Here is a 19,507-nt window from a genome sequence, read left to right on the forward strand (position 1 = left end):
GCCGCCGGCCGGCCCCGGCGGGTCAGCCGGCCGGAGCGGTCCGCCCTATGATCGCCACCGCCCGGGCGATCTGCTCGTCCGTCAGGTCGGCCCGTGCGGTCAGCCGGAGGCGGGAGACGCCGTCCGGTACGGACGGCGGGCGGAAGCACCCGACCGCCATGCCGGCGTCACGGCAGTCGGCCGCCCAGCGGACGGCGGCCTCGGCCGAGGGCGCGCGGACCGAGACCACGGCCGCGTCGGGTCTGACCGCGGTCAGACCGGCCGCGGTCAGCTGCCCGTACAGGGCACCGGCGACCGCACGGGCCCTGGCCGCGCGGGCCGGTTCGCGTCGCAGCAGCCGCAGGCTCCCCAGGGCGGCGCCGACGGCGGCCGGTGCGAGCCCGGTGTCGAAGATGAAGGTACGGGCGGTGTTGACCAGGTGGTCGATCACCCGCGCCGGTCCGAGGACCGCCCCGCCCTGGCTGCCCAGGGACTTGGAGAGGGTGAGCGTGGCGACGACGCCGTCGGCGCCCGCCAGGCCCGCCGCGTCGAGCGCACCGCGCCCGCCGCCCCCGAGCACTCCCAGGCCGTGCGCGTCGTCGACCAGCAGGGCCGCGCCCTCCGCGCGGCAGGCGTCGGCCAGTTCCGCCAGGGGCGCGGCGTCGCCGTCGACCGAGAAGACCGAGTCGGTGACCGCCAGCGACCTGCCGTGGTGCGCGTGCAGGGTCTTGCGCACGGCCGCGGGATCGGCGTGCGGCACGACGGCGGTCTCGGCCCGCGAGAGCCGGCAGCCGTCGACGATCGAGGCGTGGTTGCCCGCGTCCGACACGATCAGCGAGCCCCGCCCGGTCAGGGCGGTGAGCGCCGCGAGGTTGGCCGCGTACCCCGAGGACAGCACCAGAGCCGCCTCGAACCCGCAGAAGTCCGCCAGTTCACGTTCGAGTTCGGCGTGCAGGGTGGTGGAACCCGTGACCAGCCGGGAGCCGGTGGCGCCGCCGCCCCAGCGCCGCGCCGCAGCGGCGGCCGCGGCGGTCACCTCCGGGTGCCGGGTCAGGCCGAGGTAGTCGTTGCTCGCGAGGTCCAGCAGTTCCGGTTCGGCGGGCCGCGGCCGCAGCGTCCGGACGAGTCCGTCGTCCGCGCGGCGGCGCGCCTCCTCGTCGATCCAGTCGAACGGGGCGAAGGACATGGTCGGGGTCCCTTTTGTAGGCAGCTCACAGACCCTAACCGGGGGCGCGGCCCTGAATGGTGTGGCAATGCACACACCCCTCGCGGGCGGTCTTGTCCGGTTCCTCCTTGGCTCGGGGCGGTGCCGTACGCCAGGATCGTCGCCATGGACCTCCTGAACACGCTGGTGGACAAGGGGCTGCGGCGCGAGCTGCCGACCCGTGAAGAAGCGCTCGCCGTACTGGCGACCCCGGACGACGCACTGCTCGACGTGGTGGCCGCGGCCGGAAAGGTGCGCCGTCAGTGGTTCGGACGGCGGGTGAAGCTGAACTATCTGGTCAATCTGAAGTCCGGTCTCTGCCCCGAGGACTGCTCGTACTGCTCCCAGCGCCTGGGATCCAAGGCCGAGATCCTCAAGTACACCTGGCTGAAGCCCGACGAGGCGTCGAAGGCGGCTGCCGCGGGGGTGGCGGGAGGGGCCAAGCGCGTCTGTCTCGTGGCCAGCGGCCGGGGGCCGACCGACCGGGACGTCGACCGGGTGTCGCAGACCATCGAGGCGATCAAGGAGCAGAACGAGGGCGTCGAGGTGTGCGCCTGCCTCGGTCTGCTCTCCGACGGCCAGGCCGACCGGCTGCGGTCGGCGGGCGCCGACGCCTACAACCACAACCTCAACACGTCCGAGGGGACGTACGGAGACATCACCACCACCCACACCTACGCCGACCGGGTGGAGACGGTCCACCAGGCGCAGGCCGCCGGGCTCTCCGCCTGCTCCGGGCTGATCGCGGGCATGGGAGAGAGCGACGCGGACCTGGTCGACGTGGTCTTCGCCCTGCGCGAGCTCGACCCGGACTCGGTGCCCGTCAACTTCCTGATCCCCTTCGAGGGGACTCCGCTCGCCAAGGAGTGGAACCTGACGCCGCAGCGCTGTCTCCGCATCCTGGCGATGGTGCGCTTCGTCTGTCCGGACGTGGAGGTACGCCTCGCGGGCGGGCGGGAGGTGCATCTGAGGACGATGCAGCCGCTGGCCCTGCACCTGGTCAACTCGATCTTCCTGGGTGACTACCTGACCAGTGAGGGCCAGGCGGGACAGGCGGACCTCGACATGATCGCGGACGCCGGTTTCGAGGTGGAGGGCGCGGGCACGACGACGCTTCCCGGCCACCGGGCGGACGCGGGCGGCGGTGGCTGCGGTTCGCACACCGGCGGGTGCGCGCCCTGCGGCGACGGCCCGGAGGCGGAGACCGTTCCCGGGGAGGCAGCCGAAGCCCGGACGGCACGCACGGATCTGGTGGCGGTCCGCCGTCGCGGCGCGGGGACGGATCTCGCGCCCAATGCCTGAGCCGCTCTCCCCCGCCGGTCTGCGGGCCCTGGACCGGGCCCACGTCTGGCATCCGTACGGTCCCATGCCGGGCCGGCAGGAGCCGCTGGTCGTGGCGTCCGCGTCCGGTGTGCGGCTGCGTCTCGCCGAACCCGCGCACGGCCGGCACGAGTTGGTCGACGGGATGTCGTCGTGGTGGTCGGCCGTGCACGGGTATAACCACCCGGTGCTGAACGAGGCGGCACGCGGTCAGCTGGACCGGATGAGTCATGTGATGTTCGGCGGGCTCACGCACGAGCCCGCCGTGCGGCTGGCCGCCCGGCTGGTCGAGATCACCCCGGAGCCGCTGCGGCACGTCTTCCTCGCCGACTCGGGATCGGTGTCGGTCGAGGTCGCCGTGAAGATGTGCCTCCAGTACTGGCGTTCGGCCGGACGGCCGGCCAAGCAGCGCCTGCTGACCTGGCGCGGCGGGTACCACGGGGACACCTGGCAGCCGATGTCGGTGTGCGATCCCGAGGGCGGCATGCACGAGCTCTGGTCGGGGGCGCTGCCCCGCCAGGTCTTCGCCGACGCGCCCCCGGACGGCTTCGACGCGGAGCCGGACCCCGCCTACGCGACGCATCTGCGGGACCTGATAGCGCGCCATGCCGACGAACTGGCCGCGGTGATCGTGGAGCCCGTGGTGCAGGGGGCCGGCGGGATGCGCTTCCACTCCCCCGCGTACCTGGGCGTGCTGCGCGAGGCGTGCGACGCGCACGGCGTGCTGCTGGTGTTCGACGAGATCGCCACCGGCTTCGGACGGACGGGCAAGCTGTTCGCGGCCGAGCACGCCGGGGTCTCGCCCGATGTGATGTGCGTGGGCAAGGCCCTGACCGGCGGCTATCTGACGATGGCGGCGACGCTGTGCACGACCGCCGTGGCCGAGGGCATCTCGCGCGGCGAGGTGCCGGTGCTCGCCCACGGCCCGACGTTCATGGGTAATCCGCTCGCCTCCGCGGTGGCCTGCGCCTCGATCGACCTGCTGCTCGGCCAGGACTGGGAGCGGGAGGTCAAGCGGATCGGCGCCGGTCTGCGGGACGGCCTCGCCCCGGCCGGCGAGCTGCCCGGGGTCCGGGACGTGCGGGTCCTGGGTGCGATCGGCGTCGTCCAGCTCGATCACGAGGTGGACATGGAGTCCGCGACGCGGGCGGCCGTGCGCGAGGGCGTGTGGCTGCGGCCCTTCCGCGACCTCGTCTACACGATGCCCCCGTACGTCACCGGTGACGACGATGTGGCGCGGATCTGCCGCGCCGTGTGCGCTGCGGCGCGGGAGGGCTGAGATGAGTGTTCTGGTAGTGACGGGGACGGGCACCGAGATCGGCAAGACGATCGTGACCGCGGCCGTCGCGGCGGCCTCCGCGGGCCGCCGGGTGGCGGTGCTCAAGCCGGCCCAGACGGGCCTGGAGCCGGGCGAGCCGGGTGACGCCGCCGAGGTGGCGCGACTGGCCGGCCGCCATGTGACCGCGGTCGAACTGGCCCGCTACCCCGAGCCGTTGGCGCCCGCCACCGCCGCGCGGCGGGCCGGGATGGCACCGGTCCGTCCGTACGAGGTCGCCGAGGCCGCGGAGAAGCTGGCGGCCGAGCACGACCTGGTGCTCGTCGAGGGCGCGGGCGGGCTGCTCGTACGGTTCGACGACGAGGGCGCGACCCTGGCGGACGCCGCACGGCTGCTGGCAGCGCCGGTCCTGGTGGTGGCTCCTGCCGGACTCGGCACACTCAACTCCACGGCACTGACCGCGGAGGCGCTCCGCGCCCGCGGCCTCGGCTGCCTCGGAGTGGTGGTCGGCAGCATGCCCGCCGAGCCGGACCTCGCGGAGCGCTGCAATCTGGTGGACCTTCCGGTGGCGGCGGGCGCCCCGCTGCTGGGCGTGATCCCGGCGGGCGCGGGAGCTCTCGACCCCGCGGACTTCCGTGCCCGAGCGGGCAGTTGGCTGGCCGCGCGGCTGGGCGGGAGCCGGACACCGGTCTGAAGGGTGCGCGGCGCAGGACGGGCCGGGCCGGAGGGGGCAGAATCGAGGTAGCCGAACCTTTCCGGCCGCGCGGGCCTGCCGGACCCCCTCCCCGGCCCTCGCGGACCGGCCCGCGAGGAGGTCCGTCATGCGGTTGCGGAGCACGAAGATCCAGAAGGACGCGGTGCACCATCCGGTCTTCGCCCGCTGCTATGCCCGGATCAGCGTGGCCGCGGAGTCCGCCGCCGGTATGGCCGGGGTGCGGGCCGAGCTGCTGTCGGGGCTCTCGGGGCGGGTCATCGACATCGGGGCCGGGAACGGTCTGAACTTCGCCCACTACCCGCCGGCGGTGTCCGAGGTGGTCGCGATCGAGCCCGAGCGCACCCTGCGGCAGTTGGCGGTGCGGTCCGCGCTGCGCGCCGGAATCCCGGTGGACGTGGTGCCGGGCACGGCTGAGGCCCTGCCGGTGAAGAGCGAGGCCTTCGACGGAGCCGTCGCCTCGCTCGTGCTGTGCACCGTACGCAATGTGCCGCAGTCCCTCGCGGAGATCCGGCGGGTCCTGCGTCCCGGCGGTGAGCTGCGCTTCTTCGAGCATGTGCGAGCCGAGGGGCGGGCCATGGCCGCCACCCAGCGCGCGCTGGACCGCACCGTCTGGCCCCTGGTGGCCGGCGGCTGTCACACGTCGCGTGACGCACTCGCCGCCATCGAAGCGGCCGGGTTCGTGGTGGAGACCTACCGGAAGGTGAAGATGCCGGAGCGGGGTATCAGGCTCCCCACGTCCTCGTGCGTGCTGGGCGTGGCACGACGGTCGGCCGTGGTGGACCAGGGGTGGAAGAGGCTCCGCTGACGGCATGCGGGGGCGCGGCGGGTCCGTGCCCGTCGAGCACCGTTGGCAGGGACCGATGGCACCGGCTTGGCCCCGCCGTCCGGGTCACAATCTCCACCGGCGGTCACAAGGCGCCACCGGCGGTCACAAGGCCCCACCGGCGGTCACAGACTCCACCGGCGGTCACAGACTCCACTGGCGCAGTTCGTCGGCGATGGCCCGGACGTCCGCCTTGCCCTCCTTGACCAGGAGGGCGAGATCGCGCACCTGCTCCGGCGAGGTGATGACCTTGAGCCCCGACGCCACGAGGTAGCCGTAGGCGACGGCCGAGGCGAACATCGCGTTGGAACGCTCCAGCGCGGGCACGTGCAGCAGCAATTGCAGGAGCGCGGCCGCCCTGGAGTGCGGGTCGCTGTAGACCGGGCTGCCGAAGATCTCCGCCTCGTGCCGTGCGACGGCGGCGACCAGCGCACCCCAGTCGGTGACCTGGGGATCGCCGGGTGTCTTGTGCTCGGCGACCATGAGCAGCCAGGAAAGGTGGATCCGGAGGTTCAACGGGTACCTTTGCGCTCCGGGCCGAACTCCTCGGCGAACACCGATTCGTACTGCTTCATGAAGTCGGCTGCGGCCTCGACGAAGGTGTGTCCGACCTCGCCCGCATCCTGTTTGACGAGTTCCTCTATGTAGCGGTTCACACTCATCCCCCTCTGGAGCGCGCGCTGCCGCGCGGCCTCGGCGGTGGCCTCGTCCACTCGAACGTTCAGCTGCGTCTTGGGCACTGACTCACGCTAGCGCGGGATCGCTAGCACCGGCAAGAGGACGGGATCGCCGACACCGGCAAGAGGTATGGACATCGGCCAAACCCCGGGCGGCCTCCGGAGCCGCCCGCCGCAGGGCCCGCGGGTCCGACACACCGTCGCCACCTGGCATATCACCGCAACAGGCCGCCCCGGCCGTGCCGGTGCAACCGCCCGAACCGCCCCGGCATGAGCGACCGATACCGCACCCGGCCACTCCTTGCCCCGAACAAGTGGTCATAATTCCTGGTCAGGCAGCAGAAGTCAGCGCAGTCGGCCACGTCCTGGCGGCGAATGCCTGCCACAACCGACCAGATCTCGCGACGACTCATGGAGTCCACATTGAGTACGACGTTCCGTTCCCGTATCACCGCCCGGCTCGGGCGCACCTACCTGGCCAGGATCCAACGGCACGGAATCGGCTCCTCCACCATCAGGCTGCTGCCCGAGGACCTGCTCATGCTCCTGCGCCGCGACGGTCTCGATCCCGTGCGCCGGCTGGGCACGACCCGGACCAGCGCGCCGGTGACCAAGGTGTCGCTGCCGTTCGGCATGGACGCCTGGGTGGTCACCGGATACGAGGAGTCGAAAGCCGTACTCGGCTCCGCCGGAGGGTTCAGCACGGATTTCGCCCACCTCGCCGGCAACGCCGGTATCGCCGCCGACCAGAGCCCGGGCGGACTCGGGTTCAGCGATCCGCCGGTGCACACGCGACTGCGCCGCATCCTGACCCCGGAGTTCACCATGCGGCGCCTGCGGCGCCTGGCACCCAGGATCGAAGCCATCGTCGAGGAACGCCTGGACGCGATGGGGTCCGCCCGCGGCCCGGTCGACCTCGTGCACGAGTTCGCGCTGCCCGTTCCCTCCCTCACCATCTGCGAACTGCTGGGTGTGCCGTACGGCGACCGGCACGACTTCCAGCAACTGGCCATGGACCGCTTCGACCTCTTCGGCGGGACGACCGCGCCGTTCGGCGCCATGTCCGCGTCGCTGGACTACTTCAGGGAGGTCGTGAAGGCGCAGCGCCGGAATCCCGGTGACGGGCTGCTCGGCATGATCGTGCGGGAGCACGGGGACAGCGTCGACGACGAGGAACTCGCGGGCCTCGCCGACGGAGTGCTCACCGGCGGCTTCGAGACGACGGCCAGCACGATCGCGCTCGGCTCGCTCGTCCTGCTGCAGAACGAGGACGTTTTTGAGCGGCTGCGCAAGGACGACACGATGACCGCGCCGTTCGTCGAGGAGGTGCTGCGCTACCTCTCCGCCGTCCAGATCGCCTTCCCCAGGTTCGCCCGTGAGGACATCGAGATAGCCGGGGTGTTCATTCCGCGCGGCGACATGGTGCTCTGCTCCCTGAGCGGAGCCAACCGCGATCCGTCGTACGTCAAGGACGACGGGGGCTTCGACCCGCACCGCGCCACCCCGGCGGGTCATCTGGCGTTCGGCCACGGCATCCACCGCTGCATCGGCGCCGAACTGGCCCGCATGGAACTGCGCGTGGCGTATCCGGCACTGGCCAGGCGTTTCCCCGGGATGCGGCTCGCCGTCCCGCCGCAGGATCTCAGCTTCCGGAAGCTCTCCATCGTCTACGGCATCGAGACACTTCCGGTACACCTGAGCTGAGGCCGCCCGGCCCCACAGCGGCCACGGAATTCGATCGCCTGCGGGGACGGGCTCTGCTTGGCTCGCCCCATGAGCGATATAGACATCCGCTGCGCCGCCCTCGCCGACATCGACGCCGTACTGCGGTTCTGGCGCGAGGCCGCCGAGGGAACGAGCATCAGTGACGACCGGGACGGAGTGTCCCGGCTCGTCCGCCGGGACCCGGAGGCCCTGCTCCTGGCCGAGCGGGACGGCCTGCTCGTGGGCACCGTCATCGCCGGTTTCGACGGATGGCGGTGCCACGCCTACCGGCTGGCCGTGCATCCCGGGTTCCGCCGGCAGGGCATCGCCACCGCGTTGCTGGAAGCGGCGGAGGCGCGTTTCGCCGAGCTCGGCGGCCGCCGGGCCGACGCCATGGTCCTGGAGGCCAACGCACGCGCGCAGCACGCGTGGGCGGCGGCCGGCTACCACCGGGAGGACCACTGGCGGCGTTGGGTGAAGCCCCTCTAGCGGGGGGCGGGGCCTGGCCCGCCGGATCCGGGGCATCCGTCCGGTAGCCCAACCGACCACCGGGTCCCACTTTGCCGATCCTTTACTATGGGTGCTTCCCCGCCGTTTTCTATGAAAGGTGTGAGCGTCCGCCCATGGGCGAGCCTCCCAGTAGCCGATATCGCCGAGAGCGCGCGATCCTTCCGTCCCTGCCCGATCATGGGACGGAGGTGACCCGATGACCGAAGTGTTTCTGCTGCTCGTGGCGGTGCTGCTCTCCCTTGCCTGTGGTGCGTTCGTCGCGGCGGAGTTCTCCCTGACCACGGTCGAACGCGGACAGCTCGAACGGGCTGTGGAGCGCGGCGAGCGTGGCGCGGCGAGCGCCATGAAGGCGGTACGCAGCCTGACCTTCCAGCTCTCCGGGGCCCAGCTGGGCATCACCGTCACCAACCTGGTCGTCGGCATGCTCTCCGAATCGTCCATCGCGAAACTGATCCGCGGGCCGGTCGAGGCCGTCGGGCTGTCGCCCAGCGTGTCGTCGTCCGTCGCACTGGTCATCGGCACCGCCCTGTCCACGGTGTTCCTCATGGTGGTCGGCGAGCTCGTCCCGAAGAACTGGGCCATCTCCTCGCCGCTCGCCCTGGCGAAGAGGGTGGCCACGCCGCAACGGGCGTTCACCGCGCTCTTCCGGCCCTTCATCAGCCACCTCAACAACACGGCCAACCACATCGTGCGCCGCTTCGGGCTCGAACCGGCCGAGGAGCTGGCGTCCGCCCGCAGCCCGCAGGAGCTGGTGGCACTGGCCCGGCACTCCGCGAAGGCGGGCGCCCTGGAGGCCGACACGGCGGAGCTCTTCGTGCGCACCCTCAATCTGGCGGAGCTGACCGCGGAGAACGTGATGACACCCCGGGTGCAGGTCACCGCCCTGGAAGTGCAGGCGACCGCCGAGGACGTCGCCAACGCGACACGGGCGACCGGGCTGTCCCGGTTCCCCGTGTACCGGGGCAGCCTCGACACCGTCGTCGGCGTCGCGCACATCAAGGACGTGCTGGCCATACCCGCCGAGCGGCGGCCCCGCACGCGGGTCTCGGAAATGCTGCGCGAGCCACTGCTCGTGCCGGAGACCCTGACCGTGGACCGGCTGCTGGACCGCCTCTCCGGCAAACTCGCGATGGCGGTCGTCATCGACGAGTACGGCGGCACGGCGGGCGTCGTGACACTGGAGGACATCGTCGAGGAGGTCGTCGGCGAGGTCCGGGACGAGCACGACCCACACGAGACGCCTGACCTCGCACCGGCCGGCGAGGACGCCGACGGACGCACACTGTGGTCGGCCGATGGCGCGGCCCGCACCGACCAGCTGGAGACGATCGGACTGAGAGTGCCGGACGGACCGTACGAGACCCTCGCCGGGCTGATCGCCACGGAGGTGGGCCGCATCCCCGCCGTGGGTGACTCGATCGAGCTGGCCGGCTGGCGCCTCGACGTGGTGGACGCCGCCGGGCGGCGCGCCGCACGAGCGCTGCTGCACGCGCCGCTGCCTGGTTCCGACGAGCCGTCGGAGGACGCGCGATGACCGCCGTACAGCTCTTCATCGGTCTGCTGACCCTGGTCGTGAACGCCTTCTTCGTCGGTGCGGAGTTCGCCCTCATCTCCGTACGCCGCAGTCAGATCGAACCGCAGGCCGAGGACGGGAACCGGCGGGCGCGCAGCGTCATCTGGGGGCTCGAACACGTCTCGGCGCTGCTCGCCGCTGCGCAGCTGGGCATCACGTTGTGCACCCTGGTCCTCGGTATCGTCGCCGAGCCCGCCATCGCGCACCTGCTGGAGCCCGTCTTCGACGCCGTGGGGGTGCCGCACGGACTGGTTCATCCGATCTCGTTCGTGATCGCGCTGACGGTGGCGACCTACCTCCACATGCTGCTGGGCGAAATGGTCCCGAAGAACATCGCGCTGGCCGAGCCCGTGAGGACCGCGCTGCTGCTCGGGCCGCCGCTGGTGACGCTGGCCCGGGCGCTGCGTCCGGTGATCTTCGCAATCAACGCCTTCGCCAACACGCTCCTGAAGCTGTTGAGGGTGGAGACGAAGGACGAGGTGTCCGCCACCTTCTCGGACGACGAACTCGCCCGGCTCGTCAAGGACGCCGGCGACGCCGGGCTGGTCGACGACCGGGCGGCCGAGCGGCTGCACCATGCGCTGGAGCTGGGACGCAGGCCGGTACGCGATGTGGTGCTGCCGGTGGACCGGGTGATGTACACGAGGGTCGGGACGACACCCGAGGAGCTGGAGCGGCTCTCGTCCGAGACCGGGTTCTCGCGGTTCCCGGTGATGGACAGCGAGCAGCGCATCCTGGGTTACCTCCACGTGAAGGACGCCCTTGACGTCGCACCCCGCGACATGCCTTTCCCGGTGACCGCCATGCGGCCGATCGCCCGGGTCCGGGCGGCGACTCCGCTCGACGACGTCCTGACCGCGCTCCGGCGCAGCCGTACGCACCTGGCGGCCGTCCTGGACGAGGACGACCGGCTGGCCGGCATGGTGACGATGGAGGACGTACTCCGCGAGCTGGTGGGCCGGCCGCAGGCGCGTTGATCGAGCCCCCTCCCGGCCCCCGCTGACCGCAGGCCGGGAGGGGGCGGTCTGTGGCCGCCGTCCGGAAAGGGCCCCGCCGCTCCGCGATACGATCGCGGGGCCATGGAAATCAATGCCGAATACACCAGTTTCGTCGCGGTAGGCGACTCGTTCACCGAGGGCATGTCCGACCTGCTGCCCGACGGCTCGTACCGGGGCTGGGCGGACGTTCTCGCCACCCGCCTGGCTGCCCGTACCCCCGGCTTCCGGTACGCCAATCTCGCCGTGCGCGGAAAGCTCATCGGCCAGATCGTGGACGAGCAGGTGGATGTGGCGGCGGCCATGCAGGCGGACGTGGTGACGCTGGTGGGCGGCCTCAACGACACCCTGCGTCCCAAGTGCGACATGGGCATGGTCCGCGGTCGGCTGGAAGAGGCCGTGGAGCGTCTCGCGCCCTCGTGCAAGAAGCTGGTCCTGATGCGCAGCCCCGGCCGCAACGGGCCGGTCATGGAACGCTTCCGGCCGCGGATGGAAGAGCTGTTCACCCTGGTCGACGACCTGGCCGCCCGGCACGGTGCGGAGGTCGCCGACCTGTACGGGGCGCCGGTCCTGGGCGACCCCAGGATGTGGGACGTCGACCGGCTGCACCTGACCGCCGAGGGTCACCGCAGGGTGGCCGAGGCCGTGTGGCAGACGCTGGGCCTGCCGCCTGAGGACCCCTGGCAGACGCTGTTGCCTGCCGCGACCCCGCCGCGTTGGTCGACCCGTCGCGTCGACGACGTGCGCTTCGCCCGCCAGCACCTGTTCCCCTGGATAGGGCGGCGCCTGACCGGGCGCTCCTCGGGTGACGGCCGTACCGGAGCGCAGTTCAGCGCCGAACTGGGGCGGGCCTTCTGGGTGACCCCCGTGGACGCCGAGGCCCCGGGGCCGATCGCCACGTGGCGACGGGTGGACGCGAGCGAGTAGCCGACCGACCGAAAGCGCGCGCAGGACCGGCCCGGCCCCTTCCGCCCGCATCTGTACACGCGCACTCGCGCGCCCGGCCGGACTCAGGCGCCCGCTCCCGCTCGTAGCAACGTACAAACCAGGGGCGGCGTCGACCTGCATAAACCGCCAGTAGAATCTGGACACGTGACTGCTGTGTCTGCGAAGCCTCGCATCCCCAATGTCCTGGCCGGCCGCTACGCCTCTACGGAGCTGGCTGTCCTCTGGTCCCCCGAGCAGAAGGTGAAGCTGGAACGTCAGCTGTGGCTGGCGGTGCTGCGCGCCCAGAAGGACCTCGGGATCGAGGTACCGGACGCGGCCCTCGCCGACTACGAGCGCGTCCTCGACCAGGTCGACCTGGCCTCGATCGCCGAGCGCGAGAAGGTGACCCGGCACGACGTCAAGGCCCGCATCGAGGAGTTCAACGCCCTCGCCGGCCACGAGCAGGTCCACAAGGGAATGACCTCCCGCGACCTGACCGAGAACGTCGAGCAGCTCCAGATCCGGCTGTCGCTGGAACTGATGCGCGACCGCACGGTGGCGGTCCTGGCCCGGCTCGGCAGGCTCGCCGGTGAATACCGCGAACTGGTCATCGCCGGCCGGTCCCACAACGTCGCCGCGCAGGCCACGACGCTCGGCAAGCGCTTCGCCACCGCGGCGGACGAGCTGCTGGTGGCCTACGGACGGCTCGAGGACCTGCTGGGCCGCTACCCGCTCCGCGGAATCAAGGGACCCGTCGGTACGGCCCAGGACATGCTCGACCTGCTGGGCGGAGACGCCGGGAAGCTCGCCGAGCTGGAGCAGCGCATCGCCGGCCACCTCGGTTTCGCGCAGGCCTTCACGTCGGTCGGCCAGGTCTACCCGCGCTCGCTCGACTACGACGTGGTCACCGCCCTGGTGCAGCTGGCCGCGGCGCCCTCCTCGGTCGCGAAGACCATTCGGCTGATGGCCGGGCACGAGCTGGTGACCGAGGGCTTCAAGCCGGGTCAGGTCGGTTCGTCCGCCATGCCGCACAAGATGAACACCCGCTCCTGCGAGCGTGTCAACGGCCTGATGGTCATCCTTCGGGGATACGCGTCGATGACGGGTGAGCTGGCGGGCGACCAGTGGAACGAGGGCGATGTGTCCTGCTCCGTGGTCCGCCGGGTGGCGCTGCCGGACGCGTTCTTCGCGTTCGACGGTCTGCTGGAGACCTTCCTGACCGTGCTCGACGAATTCGGCGCGTTCCCCGCCGTCGTCGCCCGCGAGCTGGACCGCTACCTGCCGTTCCTCGCCACGACCAAGGTACTGATGGGCGCGGTCCGCGCCGGCGTCGGCCGTGAGGTCGCCCACGAGGCCATCAAGGAGAACGCGGTCGCCTCCGCGCTCGCCATGCGTGAGCAGGGCACGGAGCGCAACGAGCTGCTGGACAAGCTCGCGGCGGACGAGCGCATTCCGCTCGACCGCGCGCAGCTGGACGACCTCATGGCCGACAAGCTCTCGTTCACCGGTGCGGCGGGCGACCAGGTCACCACACTGGTCAACCGGATCGAGGAGATCACCAAGCAGCACCCGGAGGCCGCCGGTTACACACCGGGCTCGATCCTCTGATGCGCAGGGCCACCGGCCGATGACGCCCGAAGAGCTCCTGGCCGCCCGTGACCGCATTGTTCCCGATGTGGTCGCGGGCGGCCTGCGCGTACTGTTCTGCGGGATCAACCCGAGCTTGACGACGGCTGCCACAGGTCATCACTTCGCCTTCCCTGGTAATCGTTTCTGGCCGGTGCTCCATCTGTCGGGTTTCACTCCGCGGCAGCTGAAGCCCAGCGAGCAGTCAGAACTGCTCCACTACGGACTGGGCATCACCAATGTGGTCGCCAGAGCCACGGCCCGGGCCGACGAACTGTCCGCCGAGGAGTTCCGCGCCGGTGGCCGGCTCCTCACCTCGAAGGTCGAGGATCTGCGGCCGCGATGGCTGGCCGTCGTCGGGATCACGGCTTACCGGACGGCATTCGGCGAGCGACAGGCCCGCGTCGGCCCCCAGGACCGGATGATCGGCGGGGCCCGCGTCTGGGCGCTGCCCAACCCCAGTGGCCTGAACGCCCACTGGAGCGTGCGCTCCATGGCCGAGGAGTACGGGCGTCTCCGGTCAGCCGTCGACTCGGCCACCGCGATGCCCGCCATCGAGGCCTGACGGGGCGCAGCGCTGTCGGACGGGCGGTGCTGTCGGACAACCTGTTCCGCGACTGTGGCTGGGCTTGTGTGTGCGTGTGCGTGTGCGTGTCCCGGTTCGAAGTCCGTGCCCGGGGCCCCGGTCTGGCGAGGGGGACTTCAGCCCGTGGCCGTGCCGTGCCGTGCCGTGCCCCCACGATGGTCCGACGCGCCGCACGCCATCCGCCCCCAGTCGCATTCCCGGTCCTCGCCCCACAACGGAGTTCAGGGTGGATCGATCTCGGTCACCACCACGCTGAGCTCGCATCCGGGGCCCTCCTCCTCCAGGTACAGCGCCAGGGCGACCCACCGGGTCTCTATGTGCCAGAGCCGGAGGTACTCGCACCCCGCTACGGTTTCCGCCCATGGGTCGGGTATCACCTCACCTGACATCAATCGTTCCTGGGCACTCCACAGGCTGACCAGCTGAGGCTCACCCCAGCGGGCGCCGAGGACGGTGACCAGAGCCTCGTGCTCTGCGAGACACTGCGCCCGGTGCTCCAGTCGCCCCGCCTCGTCGTCGTCCCCGTAGTCGTCCTCGGCGTGCAAGGACGCCGTGTGGTAGCCGGGCCCGCTGACTCCCGAGCCCGATCGGAGGCGCTCCGTAGGGAACTCTCGGGTGCGCATCCCGTCGATGAGGCGGAGGTGATGTGCCGTGGTCATGCCGTCAGTAAACCGTCCAGCACTGACAACGGCCGCCTCTCCCTGGCTTCGAGGCGGTCCTAGCCGCCCCCGCGCTCTCCACCGGCTTTTGGTAATCGCCTGATCGCCGTTCACGTTTGGAAGTATTCGGGCATCAGGCGGTCAACCCACTCCGGCTGTTCGATGCTCGCCACACGGAACTCCGCCATAGTCGGGGTCCGATCGCTGACTCGGTGCCGGAGAACGGCGTCGAGGCCCACCACCGTCGGGCGCGGCTGTTGACGGACGCGATGGCGCAGCAGCAGCTACCCCGAGGCGGCTCGGTCTGCGGGTGGACCGCGGCCGGCGAAGCGCCCACGGGTGGAAGGTCGGGGCGGCCACGGTAAGGGCGGATTCTCGGTAGTCGTCGCTTTCCGGGCACTGGTCGAAGATGAAAGGACCTCCACGTGGGAGAAGCTCGCCGTAACCGTCGATCGGTTGCCCGCCCGCCTAGGCGCTGTCCGATGGGTCGTATCCGCCTGCCCTAGCCTGCGGCGGCCGGTTGACAAATTTGGTTGCGGCGGACCAGGCGGATGCGGTGATACTCCGGCATGAGTAGAGACGCCGAGGTCATCGTGCTCGCTCGCTGGTCGGGCGAGGTGATGGAACCGCTGACCCGGGACGACCCGGAACGCACGTGGCGAGGTCGCTTCGTCCCGATCACGGGGCACTGGGGCTACGAGTTCGGGTGGGCCCTTGAGTTCGAGAAGATGCGTGCCCGCAAGGGCCTGCTCAGGCACCTGGAGTCGCTGCCGTGGCCGCATCCGCATACGGTCCAAGTTCTGCTTCGCGACCAGGACGACGACTGCTTCGGGCTATGGATGTTCCAGGAGGGCCGACTGGTGGAAGTCACCATTCCGCGCACGGAGCGTTTCCATCAGCCGGCACCGCCCAATGAGGACTTCGAACCCGACCCGGGCATGCTGCTGCGCATCGACCAGAACACGGCTCTGCCCGAGCAGACCCCAAAAGCACGCCGCGACACCCGCTCACCCTGGTAGACCGAGTTCGACAGCTCACCGTGGGCCGTCAGGGCTGTCGACGCGTGACTACTCAGCGCACTGTGCCACCACTACCCGAGTGCCGACAGGCTTTGAAAGGGGTGGTTCACTGCGGACGGAGCCATAGGCGGATCGCGGCCACGGCGACCGTCCCGTAGAAGACGTACGCCCGTTTATCGAAGCGTGTGGCGACGGCTCGGAAGTTTTTGAGCCGGTTGATGGTCCGTTCGACTTCGTTGCGGCGGCGGTAGATCGTCTTGTCGAAGCCCGCGGGTCGGCCTCCTTGACTGCCGCGGCGCTGGCGGTTTGCCCGCTGGTCTCTCGGCTCGGGGATCGCGTGTTTGATCTGGCGTCTGCGCAGGTGACGCCGATTACGGCGTGATGAGTACGCCTTGTCTCCCCCGACATGGTCGGGGCGAGTGCGGGGTCGTCCACCAGCCTGCCAGGGCACACGGATCTCCTCCAGGACGGGAATCATCTGCGGTGCGTCCCCCCGTTACCTTTTTCGTGGCCCCGAAATGGGGCTCCCGGCCTCCGGGCCCGGCATGACTGTTTCCCCCTGTCGCACGCAAGATCCGGGGGGTGGTGTCACCGGGCACCGGAGGCACCGGTAGACCGCTGATTAGGGGCACGACCGCCGGCCCGGCGACGGGTACGGCAGGCCTTCGTAACGTGGATGCCGGCATCTGGTGCCGCAGGTAGGCCGGGGACACAAGCGCGTCAGCGGAGGCTGTTGGTGATCGAGATCAGCGAGGTGGCCGTCTTCCTCGGCCTGGACGTCGGCAAGGGCGAACACCACGGGCGGGGCCTGACCCCGACCGGCAAGACCGTCTTCGACAAGCGGCTGCCAAACAGCGAACCCAAACTACGGGCCCTGTTCGACAAACTGAGCGCGAAGTACGGCACTGTACTGGTGATCGTCGACCAGCCCGCCAACATCGGCGCCCTGCCGCTGGCCGTCGCCCGCGACGCCGGCTGCCTGGTCGCCTACCTTCCCGGCCTCACCATGCGCCGCATCGCCGACCTCTACCCCGGCGAGGCCAAGACCGACGCCCGCGACGCGTTCATCATCGCCGACGCCGCCCGCACCATGCCTCACACCCTGCGGGCCCTGGCCACCACCGACGAAACCATCGCCGAACTGGACATGCTCGCCGGGTTCGACGACGACCTCGCCGGTGAAGTCACCCGCACCGCCAACCGGCTGCGCGGCCTGCTCACCCAGATCCACCCCTCGCTGGAACGCATCCTTGGCCCACGCATCCAGCGCCCCGCCGTACTCACCATCCTGGAGCGCTACGGCTCCCCGGCACTGATCCGCAAAGCCGGACGCCGCCGCCTAGTCACCCTGATCCGGCCCGAGGCACCCCGCATGGCAGAGCGACTGGTCGAGGACATCTTCACCGCCCTCGACGAGCAGACCGTGATCGTCGCGGGCACCGGCGCGGCCACCACCATCGTGCCCAGCCTCGCCACCCAACTACGCGCGCACCTATCTCAACGCGCCGCCCTGGAACGGCAGATCGCCGCCCTGCTGGAGGCCCACCCTCTTTCCAAGCTCCTGACGTCGATGCCGGGGATAGGCGTCAGGACCGGCACGCGCATCCTCATCGACGTCGGCGACGCCAGCACCTTCGCCACCTCCGGCCACCTCGCCGCCTACGCCGGCCTTGCCCCGGCCTCCCGCATCTCCGGCTCCTCCATCCGCGGCGAGCAACCCTCCCGGCGCGGAAACAAGCAACTCAAACGCGCCTTCTTCCTCGCCGCGTTCACCTCACTGGCCGACCCGGCGTCCCGCACCTACTACGACCGCAAACGCGCCCAGGGCAAAACCCACACCCAAGCTCTTCTCTGCCTCGCCCGCCGACGCGTCGACGTGCTGTTCGCCATGCTCCGCGACGGCACCTTCTACGAATCACGACCCGCAGCAGCTGCCTGACCTGGGACGGGAGACCAACCGACCTCTACAAGGAGGAACCTTCTACACCCGGTTGCTCTGCGCCGCTCGGTGGATCCACCTTGCCCAACTCCAGCTCCCCGACCGTCTGATCCCCGCTCATCTCCCCGGTCAGCCGGAACCCGAGCCCCAGGTAGAAACCCTCGGGGCCGTCCTCGCCCGGGTGCCAGGTGGTGGTCAGTCGAGTGCCGCCACGGCGGCGGATTTCGGCGGCCACGGACTCGACCGCGAAGCGGCCGTATCCGCGTCCTTGTTCGCCAGCAGAGATGTTGAGCCGCCACAGTCCCGAGCGGATGTCGGCACCTTTGCCGTCGCCCGCGAAGTCGATGTCGAGGAAGGCCATGAGGAAGCCGACGGGCCGGTCACCGTCGAAGATGAGGCGAGGCCAAGCTACGCCTGGGTACACGTATGCCTCGGCGAGGGACTTCACCACTGGTGCCACCAGGTGCTCTTGGTCAGGGCGAACCTTCAGGCCGATCGCGACATCGAAGTTGGCGGCAGTAACCGTTTCGAGGCGGAGTGCAGTCGTCATGCAGAAACCGTAAGCCAGCGGATCAACTGGTTTTCCTGGCGTCACACACTCCCATGCTGTGGTCCACGGAACACGTTTTTGGGCCGCCCACGGCGACCGACGCTTGACGAAAGAGATAGGCCCCCCCACTGGCCGGGCGTGCTGACAAACCCGAGCGGGCGACACCCACCTTCCCCAGCAAGGTGAATCTTGCTCGTGAGCCCGCCTCGCGAGCGTCCCAGGGCCTCATCGGGACGGTGACGCGCCGGGCTCCTGCGCCGACCCGGGACTTTCGGGGCACGGGTGGAGGCGCCAGCCGCATGCTGATGAGCGCGGCAGGTCGTGGAATCGATGCTGACCATGCTCCAGTCGATCCGGCCCTCGGCATCGGCATCGGTCTGGACGGCACGCAGGATTCTCTCCCACGTGCCGTCCGCCGACCACCGGCGATGACGGTCGTGGACCGTCTTCCAACTACCGAAGCAGGGAGGCAGGTCCCGCCAGGGGAGACCGGTCCGCTGCCGGAACAGAATCCCGTTGATCACCCGACGGTGGCACTGCCAGCGTCCGCCCCGGCCACGATTCGTTGGCAAGTGCGGCTCCAGCCGAGCCCACTCCTCATCCGACAAATTTCCCCGCCCCATGTCCCACGCAACGAGTCCCCAGCAGGAGCGTCACGCGACCCATCGGACACGACCTAGGCGTCCCGGCGTCGCAGCGCCCACCATCCGGCCAGCAGCGCTGCCCCGGCCCATGCCGCGGTGACGGCCAGCCCTGCCCAGGGCCCGAGGCTGCCCTCCGGATGCTGATGCAGCACCAACTGGCCGGCCCGGTCGGGCAGATAGTCGGCCGCACTCCCCGCAACGTCACCGACGACGAACGAGACGATCAGGATGAAGGGGATGAGCAGGCTGAGCACAGCTACCGCGCTGCGGAACAACACGGTCAGCCCGGCAGCGAGGAGAGTCATCAGAGCGAGATATATGCCGCTGCCGACGGCGGCCCTCAGCGCGCCGGGCTCCCCCAGCCCGATGGCATACTCCCCCATGAACAACTGCCCGACCAGAAACGAACTGAAGCTGGTGACCAGACCCACGGCAAGGGCTGTTCCCCCGATGAGGGACATCTTGACCGCGTAGAAGAGGGTGCGGCGCGGAACCGCAGCGAGCGACATGCGCAGCGCACCGTTGACGTACTCCGACGAAATCGCTGTGGCGCCGAAACTGATGGCCGCGATCTGCCCGAAGTTCAGCGCGTAGAAGGCGCCGAAGACGAGATCCGCGTCCGCGTTGTCCGCCTCAGCCTGGCCGACGGTGGCGAAGCTGAGCACCGTGACCGCCATGGTGGCGAGGAATACGGCCGTCAGGGATCCGATGACGGAGCGCACCGATCTGATCTTGATCCACTCGGAGCGCAGGACTGCGGTGGTGGTCGACATGGTCAGGC

General features: G+C 70.3%; 19 protein-coding genes and 2 pseudogenes. 13 read left to right on the forward strand and 8 right to left on the reverse strand.

The features are described 5' to 3' along the window. Positions 1-22: 22 nt before the first annotated feature. Complete coding sequence (locus ABZ454_RS19715; protein WP_359539507.1) at positions 23-1,165, reverse strand: 8-amino-7-oxononanoate synthase; 1,143 nt, start codon at positions 1,163-1,165, stop codon at positions 23-25. Between the two features lie 144 nt (positions 1,166-1,309). Here ABZ454_RS19715 and bioB point away from each other — a divergent pair, with 144 nt between their 5' ends. From bioB to ABZ454_RS19735, 4 genes are all read left to right on the forward strand, one after another. Continuing rightward, positions 1,310-2,485: a biotin synthase BioB gene (gene bioB / locus ABZ454_RS19720; RefSeq protein WP_356317688.1), complete on the forward strand. Its 1,176-nt coding sequence runs from the start codon at positions 1,310-1,312 to the stop codon at positions 2,483-2,485. After that, positions 2,478-3,782 (forward strand): adenosylmethionine--8-amino-7-oxononanoate transaminase, encoded by a 1,305-nt coding sequence (locus ABZ454_RS19725; protein ID WP_359539509.1) that lies wholly within the window; start codon positions 2,478-2,480, stop codon positions 3,780-3,782. Before bioB ends, ABZ454_RS19725 begins: the two co-directional genes overlap by 8 nt. Before the next feature lies 1 nt (position 3,783). Then, entirely contained in the window at positions 3,784-4,473 is a 690-nt protein-coding gene (gene bioD / locus ABZ454_RS19730; RefSeq protein WP_359539510.1) for a dethiobiotin synthase, read from the forward strand. 127 nt (positions 4,474-4,600) lie between these two features. Then, the gene (locus tag ABZ454_RS19735) at positions 4,601-5,299 is read left to right on the forward strand and encodes a methyltransferase domain-containing protein (protein ID WP_359539512.1); all 699 of its coding nucleotides are present in this window, start codon (positions 4,601-4,603) and stop codon (positions 5,297-5,299) included. Between the two features lie 162 nt (positions 5,300-5,461). Here the strand turns inward: ABZ454_RS19735 and ABZ454_RS19740 are convergent, their stop codons facing one another. Together ABZ454_RS19740 and ABZ454_RS19745 are read right to left on the reverse strand one after the other, a co-directional pair. Further along, positions 5,462-5,833 carry a fic family toxin-antitoxin system, toxin component gene (locus tag ABZ454_RS19740; RefSeq protein ID WP_145767569.1) on the reverse strand — a complete coding sequence of 124 codons (372 nt, stop codon included), beginning with the start codon at positions 5,831-5,833 and terminating at the stop codon, positions 5,462-5,464. Next, positions 5,830-6,057: a hypothetical protein gene (locus ABZ454_RS19745; RefSeq protein ID WP_030921856.1), complete on the reverse strand. Its 228-nt coding sequence runs from the start codon at positions 6,055-6,057 to the stop codon at positions 5,830-5,832. Before ABZ454_RS19745 ends, ABZ454_RS19740 begins: the two co-directional genes overlap by 4 nt. A gap of 360 nt (positions 6,058-6,417) precedes the next feature. Between ABZ454_RS19745 and ABZ454_RS19750 the strand changes: the two genes are divergently transcribed. From ABZ454_RS19750 to mug, 7 genes are all read left to right on the forward strand, one after another. Next, on the forward strand, positions 6,418-7,698 hold the full coding sequence (locus ABZ454_RS19750) for a cytochrome P450 (RefSeq protein ID WP_359539514.1): 1,281 nt from the start codon (positions 6,418-6,420) through the stop codon (positions 7,696-7,698). Positions 7,699-7,767: 69 nt separating this feature from the next. After that, on the forward strand, positions 7,768-8,187 hold the full coding sequence (locus ABZ454_RS19755) for a GNAT family N-acetyltransferase (protein ID WP_356317677.1): 420 nt from the start codon (positions 7,768-7,770) through the stop codon (positions 8,185-8,187). 217 nt (positions 8,188-8,404) lie between these two features. Next, positions 8,405-9,742 (forward strand): hemolysin family protein, encoded by a 1,338-nt coding sequence (locus ABZ454_RS19760; RefSeq protein WP_356317675.1) that lies wholly within the window; start codon positions 8,405-8,407, stop codon positions 9,740-9,742. Then, positions 9,739-10,758, forward strand: coding sequence for a hemolysin family protein (locus ABZ454_RS19765; RefSeq protein ID WP_359539517.1), 1,020 nt, complete (start codon positions 9,739-9,741; stop codon positions 10,756-10,758). Before ABZ454_RS19760 ends, ABZ454_RS19765 begins: the two co-directional genes overlap by 4 nt. A gap of 102 nt (positions 10,759-10,860) precedes the next feature. Then, entirely contained in the window at positions 10,861-11,703 is an 843-nt protein-coding gene (locus ABZ454_RS19770) for an SGNH/GDSL hydrolase family protein (RefSeq protein WP_359539519.1), read from the forward strand. Between the two features lie 165 nt (positions 11,704-11,868). After that, entirely contained in the window at positions 11,869-13,311 is a 1,443-nt protein-coding gene (purB, locus tag ABZ454_RS19775) for an adenylosuccinate lyase (protein WP_359539522.1), read from the forward strand. Positions 13,312-13,330: 19 nt separating this feature from the next. Next, the gene (gene mug, locus ABZ454_RS19780; RefSeq protein ID WP_359539523.1) at positions 13,331-13,894 is read left to right on the forward strand and encodes a G/U mismatch-specific DNA glycosylase; all 564 of its coding nucleotides are present in this window, start codon (positions 13,331-13,333) and stop codon (positions 13,892-13,894) included. Between the two features lie 242 nt (positions 13,895-14,136). Here the strand turns inward: mug and ABZ454_RS19785 are convergent, their stop codons facing one another. Next, the gene (locus ABZ454_RS19785; RefSeq protein ID WP_359539524.1) at positions 14,137-14,574 is read right to left on the reverse strand and encodes a hypothetical protein; all 438 of its coding nucleotides are present in this window, start codon (positions 14,572-14,574) and stop codon (positions 14,137-14,139) included. A 569-nt stretch (positions 14,575-15,143) separates the two neighbouring features. Here ABZ454_RS19785 and ABZ454_RS19790 point away from each other — a divergent pair. Continuing rightward, entirely contained in the window at positions 15,144-15,593 is a 450-nt protein-coding gene (locus ABZ454_RS19790) for a hypothetical protein (RefSeq protein WP_359539527.1), read from the forward strand. Between the two features lie 106 nt (positions 15,594-15,699). On the opposite strand, the pseudogene ABZ454_RS19795 reads toward ABZ454_RS19790, so the two are convergent. Beyond that, a pseudogene (locus tag ABZ454_RS19795) lies at positions 15,700-16,086 on the reverse strand (transposase); the annotation flags it as partial. Between the two features lie 243 nt (positions 16,087-16,329). Here ABZ454_RS19795 and ABZ454_RS19800 point away from each other — a divergent pair. After that, complete coding sequence (locus tag ABZ454_RS19800; RefSeq protein ID WP_359539530.1) at positions 16,330-17,532, forward strand: IS110 family transposase; 1,203 nt, start codon at positions 16,330-16,332, stop codon at positions 17,530-17,532. A gap of 25 nt (positions 17,533-17,557) precedes the next feature. On the opposite strand, the gene ABZ454_RS19805 is transcribed toward ABZ454_RS19800, so the two are convergent. The 3 genes and pseudogenes from ABZ454_RS19805 to ABZ454_RS19815 form a co-directional block, all read right to left on the reverse strand. Further along, entirely contained in the window at positions 17,558-18,082 is a 525-nt protein-coding gene (locus ABZ454_RS19805) for a GNAT family N-acetyltransferase (protein ID WP_359539533.1), read from the reverse strand. Between the two features lie 122 nt (positions 18,083-18,204). Further along, positions 18,205-18,705, reverse strand: a pseudogene (locus ABZ454_RS19810) (IS5 family transposase); the annotation flags it as partial. A 53-nt stretch (positions 18,706-18,758) separates the two neighbouring features. After that, a complete protein-coding gene (locus ABZ454_RS19815; RefSeq protein ID WP_359539699.1) occupies positions 18,759-19,505 on the reverse strand; it encodes an ABC transporter permease in 747 nt (248 codons plus the stop codon). Between the last annotated feature and the right edge of the window lie 2 nt (positions 19,506-19,507).

Origin of the sequence: Streptomyces sp. NPDC005803 (genome assembly GCF_040630435.1) — a bacterium.
Taxonomy (GTDB): domain Bacteria; phylum Actinomycetota; class Actinomycetes; order Streptomycetales; family Streptomycetaceae; genus Streptomyces.